This is a genomic window from Nitrospina watsonii, from assembly GCF_946900835.1.
GTDB lineage: Bacteria > Nitrospinota > Nitrospinia > Nitrospinales > Nitrospinaceae > Nitrospina > Nitrospina watsonii.
This window is the reverse complement of record NZ_OX336137.1, coordinates 2,321,033-2,334,383: the sequence shown is the minus strand read 5'-3', so window position 1 is coordinate 2,334,383 and position 13,351 is coordinate 2,321,033. Positions and strand designations below refer to the sequence as shown.

General features: G+C 56.9%; 12 protein-coding genes. 2 read left to right on the top strand and 10 right to left on the bottom strand.

What is annotated here, in order from left to right:
- Positions 1-40 precede the first annotated feature (40 nt).
- From QML71_RS10810 to QML71_RS10800, 3 genes are all read right to left on the bottom strand, one after another.
- Complete coding sequence (locus tag QML71_RS10810; protein ID WP_282011937.1) at positions 41-1,192, bottom strand: pyridoxal-phosphate-dependent aminotransferase family protein; 1,152 nt, start codon at positions 1,190-1,192, stop codon at positions 41-43.
- 44 nt (positions 1,193-1,236) lie between these two features.
- Positions 1,237-1,692 (bottom strand): RDD family protein, encoded by a 456-nt coding sequence (locus QML71_RS10805; RefSeq protein ID WP_282011936.1) that lies wholly within the window; start codon positions 1,690-1,692, stop codon positions 1,237-1,239.
- A gap of 272 nt (positions 1,693-1,964) precedes the next feature.
- Positions 1,965-3,050, bottom strand: a complete 1,086-nt coding sequence (locus tag QML71_RS10800) for a hypothetical protein (protein WP_282011935.1) — start codon at positions 3,048-3,050, stop codon at positions 1,965-1,967.
- 388 nt (positions 3,051-3,438) lie between these two features.
- On the opposite strand from QML71_RS10800, the gene QML71_RS10795 reads away from it, so the two are divergent.
- On the top strand, positions 3,439-4,599 hold the full coding sequence (locus QML71_RS10795) for a deoxyguanosinetriphosphate triphosphohydrolase (RefSeq protein WP_282011934.1): 1,161 nt from the start codon (positions 3,439-3,441) through the stop codon (positions 4,597-4,599).
- A gap of 431 nt (positions 4,600-5,030) precedes the next feature.
- Positions 5,031-5,609, top strand: coding sequence for an LOG family protein (locus QML71_RS10790; protein ID WP_282011933.1), 579 nt, complete (start codon positions 5,031-5,033; stop codon positions 5,607-5,609).
- A gap of 1 nt (position 5,610) precedes the next feature.
- Here the strand turns inward: QML71_RS10790 and QML71_RS10785 are convergent, their stop codons facing one another.
- From QML71_RS10785 to QML71_RS10755, 7 genes are all read right to left on the bottom strand, one after another.
- On the bottom strand, positions 5,611-6,225 hold the full coding sequence (locus tag QML71_RS10785; RefSeq protein WP_282011932.1) for a NifU family protein: 615 nt from the start codon (positions 6,223-6,225) through the stop codon (positions 5,611-5,613).
- A gap of 82 nt (positions 6,226-6,307) precedes the next feature.
- On the bottom strand, positions 6,308-6,838 hold the full coding sequence (locus tag QML71_RS10780; RefSeq protein ID WP_282011931.1) for a macro domain-containing protein: 531 nt from the start codon (positions 6,836-6,838) through the stop codon (positions 6,308-6,310).
- A gap of 32 nt (positions 6,839-6,870) precedes the next feature.
- Complete coding sequence (gene dut, locus QML71_RS10775) at positions 6,871-7,293, bottom strand: dUTP diphosphatase (protein ID WP_282011930.1); 423 nt, start codon at positions 7,291-7,293, stop codon at positions 6,871-6,873.
- An 817-nt stretch (positions 7,294-8,110) separates the two neighbouring features.
- Entirely contained in the window at positions 8,111-9,874 is a 1,764-nt protein-coding gene (locus QML71_RS10770) for a DUF4340 domain-containing protein (protein WP_282011929.1), read from the bottom strand.
- Entirely contained in the window at positions 9,871-11,439 is a 1,569-nt protein-coding gene (locus QML71_RS10765; protein WP_282011928.1) for a GldG family protein, read from the bottom strand. The genes QML71_RS10770 and QML71_RS10765 overlap by 4 nt, the downstream gene beginning before the upstream one ends.
- Positions 11,440-11,443: 4 nt before the next feature.
- On the bottom strand, positions 11,444-12,211 hold the full coding sequence (locus QML71_RS10760) for an ABC transporter permease (protein WP_282011927.1): 768 nt from the start codon (positions 12,209-12,211) through the stop codon (positions 11,444-11,446).
- The gene (locus QML71_RS10755) at positions 12,208-13,146 is read right to left on the bottom strand and encodes an ABC transporter ATP-binding protein (RefSeq protein ID WP_282011926.1); all 939 of its coding nucleotides are present in this window, start codon (positions 13,144-13,146) and stop codon (positions 12,208-12,210) included. Before QML71_RS10755 ends, QML71_RS10760 begins: the two co-directional genes overlap by 4 nt.
- Positions 13,147-13,351: the final 205 nt, after the last annotated feature.

The following is a 13,351-nucleotide window of genomic DNA, read 5'->3' as shown; positions in this document are numbered from 1 at the left end:
TTCCGGACCGCAACGTGCGGTCCGGAAACCGTTCAATGTTTCAGCTGCAATACGCTTCGAGAAGAATTTCCTGAGCGGCGGCCACGCCTTTGCCCAGTTCGACCTTGGCGCCGAATTTCTTGAGCGCCATCTCGAGTGCGGCAATCGCCACGACGGTGTCGAAGGTGTCCACGTAACCCAGGTGGGCGATGCGGACCACTTTGCCTTTCCACTGGTCCTGACCGCCGGCGAGGGTGACACCGAATTCATCGCGCAGGGTTTTGACCAGTTTTGCGCCGTCCACACCTTCCGGGACGAACATACCGGTGGCGCTGTCCGCCGGGGCATCCGGCGCGACCAACGTCATTCCCAGTGCTTGGACGGCGGCGCGGGTGGCGCGGGCCAGACGGTTGTGCCGCTTGTGCACGTTGTCCATGCCTTCTTCTTTCAGGTTCTTCAAGACTTCTCGGAGGCCGATGACGAGCGATACCGCCGGGGTGTAGGCGGTGGTCTTGTCGGCCAGGTTTTTGCGCTCCTTGCGCAGATCGAAATAAAAGTGCGGGCACTTGGCTTTCTCCGCCTGCTTCCAGGCTTTGTCGCTGAGAGCGACGAGAGCGAGGCCGGGCGGCAACTGCAACGCTTTTTGCGAACCGGTGATGAGCGCATCGATGCCCCAGTCGTCCATCGGCAGCGGGTACACCCCGACGGCGGTGATGCCGTCCACAACCAGCAACAGGTCCTCGCGCTGCCGCGTGAGTTTGGAAATTTCCTCGATGGGATGGGAAACGGTGGTGGAGGTTTCACTGGCCTGCACCAGCACGCCGCGGATGTCCGGATTCTTGTCCAGTTCCGCTTTCACGTCGGCGGCTTTCACGGCCTGACCCCATTCGACGTTGATCCAGATGGGTTCCAATCCGTAGGTTTCGGAAATTTTGCCCCAGCGTTCGCCGAACTTGCCGCCGTTGATGACCAGGACCTTGTCCCCGGGCGAAAACAGGTTGGTGATGCAGGCTTCCATGCCGCCGGTGCCGGTGGAGGCCAGGATCATGACATCCTGCTTGGTCTGAAACAGAGTTTTGGCGTCTTCGGCGGCTTCACCAAAAATTTTGCTGAACTGCGGCGTGCGATGATGGATCATCGGCGCGGCCATTTCCAGGTTCACTTTTTCCGGGACCGGAGTCGGGCCGGGTGCGAGCAAGTACGTCTTATTCATATCCTCTTTTCCTGTTATAGGTATCCGTTGCAGTTAGAGTTTTATCAAACAATGAAGACCCGCGTCTGGGCGATTTTGTCATGCAGAGTCTGTTGGCGCGGGTCGGTCAGAACCATTAGAAAACCAAGTCCCAATGTGATGGTGGACAACAGGTAGCCCGGTATGGACCGCAGCGTGGCCGCCCGAAAATCGATCGGTTGCCCGTTCTCTCTCCAGACCTGAATGCCCATCATTTTTTTTCCGGGGGTTTGACCGCAAATGCCGGTAAACACCACGAAATAAGCGCTGAACAAAAGTGCCTGCAGCAAGCAACCCCCTGTCAGAATCGGCAGAGTGTTTCCCGCCTGATCCAAGCCCAAAGCCATACGGATGAGCACCGATCCCATGTCCATCCCGGACTGATTCAGATAAGTCCGGCTCAACAACAATCCTAGTATTTCCAAAGCGGTGATATCCAGCAGCAGCGCGACATAACGGCGGCGGAAACCGGACGGCTTCATGGAGGTTATCAAAGGATATGGTAAAGAGGGAAAACGCGGTATGGGTCTGGAAAACAGTCGGCCAACCTCCACCCGGCCCCGGGCAGAGCGGGTGCTTCCCACAATTTGAATTTGTACATCAATTTATAATGGAAAACGGGTGGAAAATCCAATTTTTTTCAGGTCAAACAGGACAAGCGGATAAAAAAGAGGGGGTTGGTGGAAACGCGTGCCGAAGCAAATGAAAGTTTGCAGGAAAGCCGGGAAAGGTTGAAAGGAAGGGTGCGAATGGATTATTTATCGTCGTCGGGGTCGGTATCGAGGTCGAGTTCCAAGCCGTCGAGATCGAGATCATCCAGACCCAGATCCTGATCGGTGGGAGCCGTGTCCGAATCGTCATCCAGATCGACCTCAGGTTGCGGCCGATCGTCGTCGAGGTCGATTCCTAAATCCAAGCTGCCCTCATCGTCGGTAAGGTCCATGGTGGCGGTGTCGTCATCGTCCAGGCCTTCGACTTGCGGTTCGTCATCCAAATCCAGATCGAGGGAAGAAGCGTCGTCGCCGAGATCCAGGTCCAGTCCCGCATCTTCGGTGTTGTCGTCACCCAGATCCAATTGAACGTCCGTATCGTCGTCTCCCAGATCGAGGTCGAGTCCGATATCGGCCTCCGCGTCGTCCCCGAGATCCAACTGGACATCGGCAGCGTCGTCCCCGAGATCGAGGTCCAATGCGGTGTCCGTATCCGAATCGTCTCCGAGATCGAGATCAACGGTTCCGGCCACATCGGCGTCGTCGGCATCCAGGTCGATGTCGTCGAGATCAATGCCGGTGTCGCCTTCGTCATCCAGTCCGAAGCCAACGCCTTCCACTTCGTGATCTTCAAAGCCTTCCGGGTTGTCGAGATCGAAATTGACATCGGCATCCATATCGGCATCAACGGGCGGTTCGTACGCTCCGGGTTCGATGGTATCGGTCATGTAATCCGCAGTGGCAGCCATGCCGGCACCGGCAACGCCTGCGGCGACGACTTCACCGAAGCCCGTCGTCTCGCCCGCGTACCCGGCTTCAACGGCTTCGGACAAATCCAGTTCGAAATCGTCGGGACCAATGTCGGTGAACACGCCATCGGCGGAAACATCTGCGGCCTCCCCACCTTCTGCGTAGAGGTCGTCGTCGGCGCCATAATCGCTATCGCCGTAACTGTCATACAAATCGGCGGAGCCGACCTCGGCAGGGTTGTACCCCTCACCTTCGAAGATGGCGAACATCTTGTCCTGAGCCAGTTCCAAGTGTGTCTTCGTTTGCCGCACGTTGGTGCCGCAACTGGGACATTTCTTCGACTTGGTGAAATATGTGTACCCACAATCTGGACAAAGCATGATGCCATTATAGAGGGCAGCAAGAATAAGGTCAAGAAAAATAATGCATTAGAGGGGGGGCGAGGATTTTCGGCGGCTTCCCAGGCCGGCACTCTGCAAAGAGACCGGACCTCTTCAATCGGAGGTGCGGGACGGTTTTCGCGATGCCGTGTGATCGCAAGGCGATGGGAAAGCTCCGTGAGCAAGGCGTGTGCCTGTCGTGCCTGCAACGCATGGGCGATGCGGTATTTGCTTTGCTATCCATAAAGCCGGCTTCCTTGTGCTACCTTGCACGGGCTGTGAATTGCAAATGCAAACGAATCGGATACAATGCGGATTCAAACGCTTCTTTCTCATTAAGCTGGCATGGAAGCGGTCCAGCTTCTCATTTTATTTTCGGGTGGAGACTGTGCTGAAACGGCAGGATATTGAAAAACTGGAAGAGGAGTACCTGGCGCCTTATGCGGTCAAAAGCGGGTCCAGCCGGGGGCGGCGTCACCGCGAAAAGGAACACGCCTACCGCACCCGGTTTCAACGCGACCGCGACCGGGTGATCCACTCCTCGGCGTTCCGCAAGCTGGAATACAAGACGCAGGTGTTCGTCTATCACGAGGGCGACTATTACCGCACGCGGCTGACGCACTCGCTGGAGGTGGCGCAGATCACCCGCTCCATCTGCAAATCCCTGCGGCTGAATGAGGACCTGGCGGAATCCATTGCGCTGGCGCACGATCTGGGGCATCCGCCGTTCGGGCACACCGGTCAGCGGGTGCTCAATGATTTGATGAAGGATCACGGCGGCTTTGAACACAACAAGCAGAGCCTGCGCATCGTCACCCGTCTCGAAAGGCGCTACCCGGATTTTGAAGGCGTGAACTTGACCTGGGAAGTGCAGGAAGGGATCAGCAAACACAGCCGCGATGCGGACAACCCCATCCTGCAAAACAAAAAATTCCGCTTTCCCACTCTGGAAGCACAGGTGGCGGATTTTTCCGATGGCATCGCTTACAACGCGCACGACCTGGACGACGGATTCACCTCCAACCTGCTGGACCTGGGGGATCTGCGCAAGGTCGCCCTGTGGAAAGAAAATGAAAAGATCCTCGACCGGAAATACAAAAACCTCGACATGGAACTGAAAAAGTACCAGATCGTTCGCGCCATCATCAACGATCTCATCACCGATTTTCGCAAGACCACGTTGCAGAACGTCCGCAAATATAAAATTCAAGCGGTGGACGATGTGCGGGCGTGCCCGGTGCGGATTGCGGCCTTCAGCAAGGAGTGCAACGAGAAGAATCTGGAACTGAAACGGTTCCTGTTCAAAAACATGTACCATCACCGCAAGGTGCGGCGCATGGAATTCAAGGCGGAATTGTACCTGACGAAACTGTTCGAGGCGTACATGCGGTACCCGGAACTGCTGCCGGAGCCGGGCCATCGCGATGGCAATAAGGACTCGCTGGAGCGGCGCATCTGCGACGCCATTTCAGGAATGACGGACCGGTCTTCCATCGACGAATACAAAAAGCTGTACAGCCCGGATGAAGGATTGGGTGCGTTGATCTGAAACGATCCCCAATGCAGAAAGGGCCACCCCGAAGGATGGCCCTTTGCCCGTACCTTTTGGAACGCGTGATGTATTTATTCGAGATTTTTGCCGAACAGATACATGAACGCAATCGCAGCCAGAATCGCCAGTCCGGCGATCAGGAATCTCCCGCTTTCACCGATTTCTAACCATTCCATGGTCCACTCCTCCTTGGAGGGGGTTAGATCGACGCGTTGCGCGCCAATCCGGTAATTACCGTTATGTAGTTCAATATGGGTACCGGGATGGATTCTGTCAATACGTCTAAAATATTGATAAATAGTGCATTCTAAAAAAAATTGAGCGCAGTGCAGGAATTTGGACCGAGAGACCCGGCGGGTGAGGTGGCGCTACGAACAAGGAGGTTTGGATTTGCGACGCGATTTACAAAACAGGTGTGAGGCAATGCGATGAGCGCCATCAAGGCGGTGTGTGTGTACTGCGCTTCCAGCACGCAGGTCGGTGCGGTGTACCTGGACGCGGCCTATGAGCTGGGTCAGCGCATGGGCCGGGCGGGACTGGAATTGATCTACGGCGGCGCGTCGATCGGGTTGATGGGCGCGCTCGCGCGCGGCGTGCACGCGGAGCGGGGCCGGGTGGTGGGCGTGCTGCCGAAATTTTTCATGCAAAAAAATATCCGCTACGACGAGGCTGACGAGTTGATCGTCACCCGCGACATGCGCGATCGCAAAGCCACCATGGACGAACGCGCCGATGCGTTTCTCGTTCTGCCCGGGGGCGTGGGCACGCTGGAAGAGGCGACGGAAATTTTATCCATGGTGCAACTGGGGTTGACGGCCAAGCCGCTGGTGTTCATCAACACCGACGGATTTTATGACGGGCTGTTCGCGCATTTCGAAAAAATGGTGGCGCTCCGGTTCGCCAAGGACGAGACGATGAAGATGTTTGCCAACGTGGAGACGCCGACGCAGGCGATCGACTTCATCGAGCGGTTCCAGCCGCCGGAATTGCCCGGCAAATGGTTTTGATTTAAACGAGGGAGGCGTTGTCCGCCTGAACCTTGAGGTCCTGGCTGAGCGTGTTCTGCAGGAAGGTTTCGATGTACTGCAAGGTGCCGGTGGTGGAACTGGGACAACTGCCGCAGGCACCCTGGTAATGCACATGCACCACCTTGTCTTTGACGTTCAACAGGGTGATGCCGCCGCCGTCATTGGCCAGCGCCGGACGGATGGCATGGTCGAGCAAGGCGTCGATGACTTCCATCTTCTTTTCGTTGGGCAGATTCGGGAAATCCTCGACTTCCACTTCTTCCAGAATGTTTTTGGTGGTGGATTCCGTTGTTTGATCCTCATCACAGGATTCGTAAAACGTCATGTGTTGTTCCAGCGTGTTCTGCACCGGTTCCATGATGCTGGTCCACCCGACCACCGGTGATTTGGTGATGGTGACGAAATTCTCCTTGATGAACACGTTCTCCACGCCGTAGATGTTGAACAGAGCTTCGGCGAGGCTGTCGCCGCGGGCGGTTTCGGGGGAACTGAAGGTGCGCGTACCGCGTACGATGACGTCGCCGCTCATGATGAACTGCGCCGCTTCCGGATTCGGTGTGTGGTGAAAGGTCATGACCTTGAAACCAGATTTCATGGTCGTCCCCCAAAAAGAAAATGGATGGTCAGAGAATCAAATCACTTCATTATACGTGGAATCGTTTCACATTCCCAATAAATCAGGTCTCTGCCATGGAAGCAAGTTGTTTTTCAAATACTTCCAGGCTTTTGGCGTCGAACAGCACGAACCGGACAAGGCGCAAGCCGGTGTTCCCGGACAGGTAGGCCTGCACGGTTTCCAGCATGATGCGGGCGCAGTCCTCGATGGGAAAGCCAAACACGCCGGTGCTGATGGCGGGAAACGAGATGGAGGCCAGCAGGTTGTCGTCGGCCAGGCGCAGGCTGCTGAGGGTGGCGTTTTTCAACTTCTCGTTTTCATCGCCTTCGCCCTGGCGGGGACCGACGGCATGGATGACGTAATCCGCTTTCAGGTTGCCGCCGGAGGTGATGACCGCCTCGCCCACCGGGCAGTGGCTGATGATCTTGCATTCCTCATGGATGAGGGGGCCGCCTTTGGCGCGAATGGCCCCGGCCACGCCCGCTCCCAATACCAGATTGGAATTGGCCGCGTTGACGATGGCGTCCGTGTCGCTTTCGGTGAGGTCGCCTTTTCGCAACTCAATCTCGGACTGATGGATCTTCAGCTTCATGCTACGCGGAGATGAAAAGTCAGATTCTAAAACTAGCCGCTGGAACCGAATCCGTTGGCCCCGCGGGCCGTCTCATCCAAATCCTCAACCGGGAAAAATTCCACCCGTGCCACTTGTTGTACCAGAAGTTGAGCGATGCGGTCGCCTTTTTTTACGGTCACGTCGTCGTCCGAGTGGTTGAACAGCAGCACCCGCACCTCGCCCCGGTACTGTGCGTCGATGACCCCGGCGCCGCAATCGATCCCCTGTTTGACCGCCATCCCGCTGCGCGGCCAGATGAGGCCGACATGGCCCGCAGGCAGGGCGATGCGGATGCCGGTGGCCACCAGCGTGCGTCCACGCGCCGGAATCAGGGCGTCCTCCGCTGCATACAAATCCGCTCCGGCGTCTCCCGGGTGCGCGTAGGCGGGGACCGGCCCCCCCTGGACGTGGCATGTCAGAATGGGCTGGGTCATCCTTACTTCTCCCTATAATATACATAAATCCTGCCGACACGGCAGCCTGGAACACGCATCACTGGGGTGTTTTGTCTGTCCTTGGCAAAAGAACCCGTAAAACCGAATCGTAAAGCACAACGGGACTGCCGTGCCGGCAAGATTTAAAAGTGAGGTGGAGGCGGGTTACTTTTGGATTCTGAATCCCAGAGGATCCGAGTCCCAAAAAACGATTCCAATCGACGCCGTTTGGTAAGGGCTTTGTTGCCGAATGAATAAAACGGAGGTTCCGGCCGGCGCTCAATACATTTGAGGAGTTGGGAAGGGCCTTTTCGCAGATCCCGGCCAGGCCGGAATCTACTGGATAATCGGAACACGTTTTTAAAGTAACCCGCCGAACAGGGCAGGGAATTGGGTGGCTTGCGCCTCGATCTGTCAATCCGCGTTTGCTCATACCGAACCATTTGGACGGTTTGTCTTTGATGCAACCCAGATTCCGCTTCTACAGCATCCTTTATCTTGTATTGGTCACGAAGGATACCACCATATATTGTGGAGCGTCAAGGGTTTTGTCTAAGAAAATATCGGAATTATTATAACATATTGTTTTTAAATGTATTTTTGTGAATATAATTTTTGGTGAAACGGGTTGGGAGAGAAGGGTTGCACAAGATATTGAGTCTAACTTTAGTCTCCTTTCTATATACGGGGTGGGGAGCGCCTCCTGTCGGAATGGGGATATGCTCTCATGGATTTTGCGGTTTTGTGGCCTGCGCGGGGTGGGCGGCAGAAAAAAAATCGGGCGGTGGGCTAGAAATCGGAGTGGCTGTGGGGCCGGTCAGGAGGCTTTTTCGCGGAAGCGGTCGAGGGTTGCCGGGATTTCATCCAGAAACCGGCTTTTGATCTGGTACAGGCCCGGCTTGCCGTCCACCCGGGCGTAATGCAGAGTGCCTTCCGGCCCGGCCCGGCCGACGTGGATGCGGGCCAGCGGCTGCTTGTCCCTGTTCTCCACCGTCACGCGCAAAACGGGTGGTTGCAGGCCGGTCTCTTCCGGTGCCTGTTCGGGGGACAGGCTTGTCTCGAACTCCAGATTGTTGAGGGTCCACACGATGCCTTTGCCGACATGGGCCGGGACCGGATCGATGATTTCCGGTTGGCTGAGGGACCAGTCCTGACCGCTGCGCTTCAGTTGAAACGTGCGGTCGGGGTATTCGAGAACGATCCGCGCCACCTGTTCGGCGTCCACGGCAAGCAGCTTGCGGTCGCGCAGATCCCGGCGGCTGCGAAATAGTTTTGCCACGGCCTCGGCACTCAGCGCGAACACGGCGTTGTCGGAGGTGCGCTGGGCGAAGTACACATCCTTTTTCATGTTGGGATGGCCGAGGCGGATGGAGACAGGCTTTCCATCCGCCGTCTTCACGGTCAGCACCCGGTCCGGATTTTCGAGGCCGAACAGTGGCAGGTTCTTTGCCTCGATGAATTCTTTCACGCGGACATCTTTCAGATCGAACAATAGACTGTTGACGGCGGTAATGTTGACCGCTTCTTGTCTCGGTTCGACCAGCGCCCAGGTATTTTCTTTGGCATCGCGTTGCAACACGACGGTTTCGTTTTCGTTTTGGATGGTGACGGTGGCGAGATCGTTTTCGTCGAAGGCGAACAGTTTCTTGTCGAGAAACGTGACGAAGTTGCGCGACAGGGTGCTGATCAGCGATTGATGGATGGTGAACACGTTGCCGGTTTCACTCAATTGAGCGTAGTGCTGTTCTTTCTTGTGCAGCGCGCCCACGCGCAGGATCACGGTTTTGTCTGCGTCGCCGTCGAGGCTGGCGTTGAAAACGATACGGGGTGTTTGCAGGCCGTAGAGTCCGAGGTCGCCGGGTTGCTCGACGATGAAATCCATGGCGCTGGAAGTCTGCACCGCGTTCAGGAAGTTCATCACTTCATCCGTATCGGCCAGTCCGTTGACCTTGCCGGAAAGCCGCCAGCGGTCGCCTTCCTTCACGAAGGTTTCGGCTTCGTCCTGGTAGCGGACTTCGAAGCGCTGCACCTTGGCGGTCTGAAAACGGAACAAGGTGCGATCGCGCAGGTCGTTGGCGGATTTGTTGACCACCCGCATGTCGAGCATGGACAGATACACCGCCTCATCACCGTCCACCTTCACGTAACGGGCGTGGCCGATGGGGCTGGCGTCGCCGAGCATCAGCGACTGCTTCGTGCCGCCTTTCAGGTGCACGGTAGCGGTGAGCGTGGGGGCGTCCAGTCCGTAGAGGGCGAGGTCTTCAGGTTGTTGTTCGACGATGCGGCTGTGACGCGCCGTTTCCAATTCGTGCAGCAACGGGTCGATGGCGCTGTGGCTGGCTTTGGCTTTAAGTGGTTGTTCGAGCTGCCAGGAGTCGGTATCGAGGCGTTTGACCTCAATGGTCTCGGCGCCGCGTTCGAGGGTCAGCGCTTCGACCTCGGCGTTTTCAAACAACAACAGTTTTTCGGCGCGGTTTTTTTCTTCCCGCTCTTTTTTACCGGACGGCAACTCGACCAGCCCGACGTAGGCCGCCAGCGCGACGAAGACGGCGATCCAGATCAGTGTGCCCCGGAACTTCATAGCGAACGTCGTTTCCACCAGATGCGAACACCGGTCAGGGCGGTGAGGAGGGGAAGGGCGATGGAACCGATCACAAACACCAGGTTGCCCTGCGTTTTGGTGAGAGGCAGGGGACTGTTCTTGCGCTGGCGCGGCCGGATGGCGATCAACTCTTCCTCCTCCAGCAGCCACGAGGCGGTGTTCAGGAAAAAGTCCTGATTGCCGGAAAACTGGTTGTACTGGTTGGACGCGAAATCGGAATCGCCCACCACCGTCAACTTGGCTTTTTGGGCAGCGGGGGTGTCCGCGCTGTCCTCCGATCCGGTTTCGGTCTCGGTTTTATTTTGATCCGGCGTGTCCAGCGTGCGCGTCACCGCCACGGCGACGGGCAGCGGTCCTTTTAAATCTTCTGCCGCATCGTAACGCGCCTTGCCGGATTGAAAATTGATCTCCGACCAGCTGTTGTCGCCGGAAAACAAAATCTCTGTGGTTTCCTGGCCTTCGGTGTTGATGGCAGTCACCGAGCGCAGCAGCGGAAAAATCGTCGGCAGTGTGAAGTCCCGGGTGATGCCGTGATCGGCGTACTGGCTGACCACCGGCGCGGCGCTGTCTCCGCCGAGCAGGCGCGATACCGGATCGAGCACGATGTCGTTTTTCAGCGCCACACCCCAGCGTTCGAGGAATCCTTGCAGGCCGCTTTCCGACTGCGGGTCCACCAGCACAAACAACGCGCCGCCACGGTGGAGGTAGGCGTCCAGGGCTTCGACTTCCTCAGGCTGGATCGGTTTCTGCGGGCCGTCGATGACCAGCAGATCAACGTGATCCGGCACGCGGCCGGTTTGCAGCAGCAACAGTGTTTCGACTTTGAACTGGCTTTTTTCCAGAGCCTCTTTCGACTCCGAGTAGCCCTCCTTTTCGGTGTCGTCGATGGATTTTTCACCGTGGCCTTCGAGGAAAGCGATGGTTTTCTGTTTGTCGCGGATAACCGTGAGGATGCCGTTGGTCAGGTTTTCCTCGGTGGTGTTCTGCACCTTGTGCACCTGCGTGCCGCTTTCCAGCACCACGGTGCCGTAGGTGGTGACGCCGTACTGGCGCGTGATGGCCGGGTTCTTGTCGGGGTCGATGTACTCCAGCTTGAGATCGGAGGACAGGCCGAGGTAGCCGTCAACGAGGTGTTGGAATTCGGGTTTGGTGGGGTCGTCTCCCTGAAAGAATGCGGTCATTTTAACCGGACGCGGCAGGTTCGCCACCACCTTCTGCGTTTGCGGCGCCAGCGTGTAGTAACCGGTATCCGTCACATCGACGCGCGTCTTGTGACGGTGCGCCAGCAGGTTCACGAAAACCAGAATGCCGGTGAACACGAGGATCAATACCGCCGCGTTCATGCCGTAAACCGCACGGCGGCTGCGCAGGGCGCGTATCAAAGTGTGGCGGTCGATCACGGCGGCGGTGCCCAGGTTGAGCGCCGCGATAATGAGGAACGTCAGCGGCCAGACGGGAAACTCCGGGATGACGATGTACAGCAGGAGCGCAAGGAATTCGCAGGTGAGGCCCACCCAGATGAGATAGGGAGTCGATCGTTTCATGGCATCAGCTCCACCGCCTGGATTCCACGACCCGGTAGGTCAGGAACAGGCCGAATGCGATGAATGAAAGGTAATAGATGACGTCGCTGGAATCGATCACACCCTTGAGAAAGGATTCCATGTGGCCGACCAGTGAAATGTAATTGAGGAATTCACCCAGCGCCGGACTCGCCGCCTGCGCCGCCCAGCCGATGATCCACATGAACAGGATAAACCCGAAACTGATCACCGCGGCGACGATCTGGTTGTCGGTCACCGACGAGGCGAAAATGCCGAGCGCGATGTAACACGACGCCATCAGCAACACGCCGAGGTATCCCGAAAAAATGGGGCCGATCTCCGGCGTGCCCAGCCACACCACGAGGATCATCGAGTACGAAGACAGCAGCAGCATCACCGCCACCACGCCGAGGCAGCCGAGAAACTTACCGGCGATGATCTCGCGCATGTGCACCGGGGAAGACAGCAGCAGCGGAAACGTCTTGTTCTTTTTTTCCTCGGCGAAGGCGCGCATGGTGATGAGGGGAATGATGAACAGCAGCGTCACCGCCATGTTCGACAACGACGGCTCGATGACGAACTGGTTGACGTTCAGCGTTTGTCCCATCTGTTGAATCTGCGCCGCCTGAAAACTCTGGAAGCTGAAAAAATTGAGGATACTGAAAAACATGTAGCTGTAAATGAACAGGAAGACCGTCGTCACCACATAAAAGACGGGCGAAAAGAAAAACGCTCCCAGTTCCCGCTTGGCGATCCACAAGGCTTGTTTCATGACGGCGTCACCAGTTTTTCTTCCGTGGTCAGTTTCAGGAAAATGTCTTCCAGGCTCATGGCCAGCGGTTTCAATTCCTCGATGCCCCAGCCGTGTTCCAGCACCAGCCGCGCCACGTCATCCTGCACCGGTGTGTTGGCATTGCTTTCGATGAAAAAGCGGTTGGGTCCGTCCGGATGCACGGCGGAGACAGAGTCCAGGGCCTGCAAGCGCTCGACAATGCCGTTGCCGGCGTTACGCACTCTCAACTCCAGACGGTTGCTGTGGCGCAGTGAGGCGTTCAAGCCTTGGAGGGTGTCCATGGCGGCGATGCTGCCTTCGTTGATGATGATCACGCGCTGGCAGATCTGCGTCACCTCCGGCAGGATGTGCGAGCTCAATAAAATCGTGTGGGCCTTGCCCAGTTCCTGGATCAGTTTGCGAATCTCGATGATCTGGATGGGATCGAGGCCGATGGTCGGTTCGTCGAGAATGAGGATTTCCGGATCGTGGATCATCGCCTGCGCCAGGCCGATGCGTTGCTGGTAGCCTTTCGACAGGCGGCCGATGATGCGCTCGTGGACGTCCTGGATATGGCACTGTTCGAGGACCCGGTCCACCGCCGCCGCAATTTGTTTTTTAGGGACGCCGCGCAGGCCGGCGACGAAGGTCAAGTAGTTCGACACCACCATGTCCTGATAAAGAGGCGGCGTCTCCGGCAGGTAGCCGATGCGTTTGCGGATTTCGTAGGACTGTTCGAAGATGTCGAATCCGCACACCCGCGCCGTACCGCTGGAAGCGGGCAGGATGCAGCAGAGTATGTTCATCGTGGTGGTCTTGCCGGCGCCGTTGGGTCCCAGAAACCCGACGACTTCCCCTTTGTTGACTTGAAACGTGAGGCCGTGTATGGCTGACCGGGGACCGTAAGATTTGGCCAGATTTTCAACCTCTATCATGGAATCCTCAGATTAGTTCCAATGGGTGGGCTGTCTTGAGAAAGAGGTGTTAATGTTTATTTTCCAATAACTTCTCCCAAGTATGGTTGCTTTAAAAAAATTATCACAGGGGAAAACCGGTTTCCATTAAAAAATTTTTAATTTTTTAGAGAGACCGGCGGCGGCACAGCGGGGATTCACCGCGAAAACGATGCCCCCGGAGTGG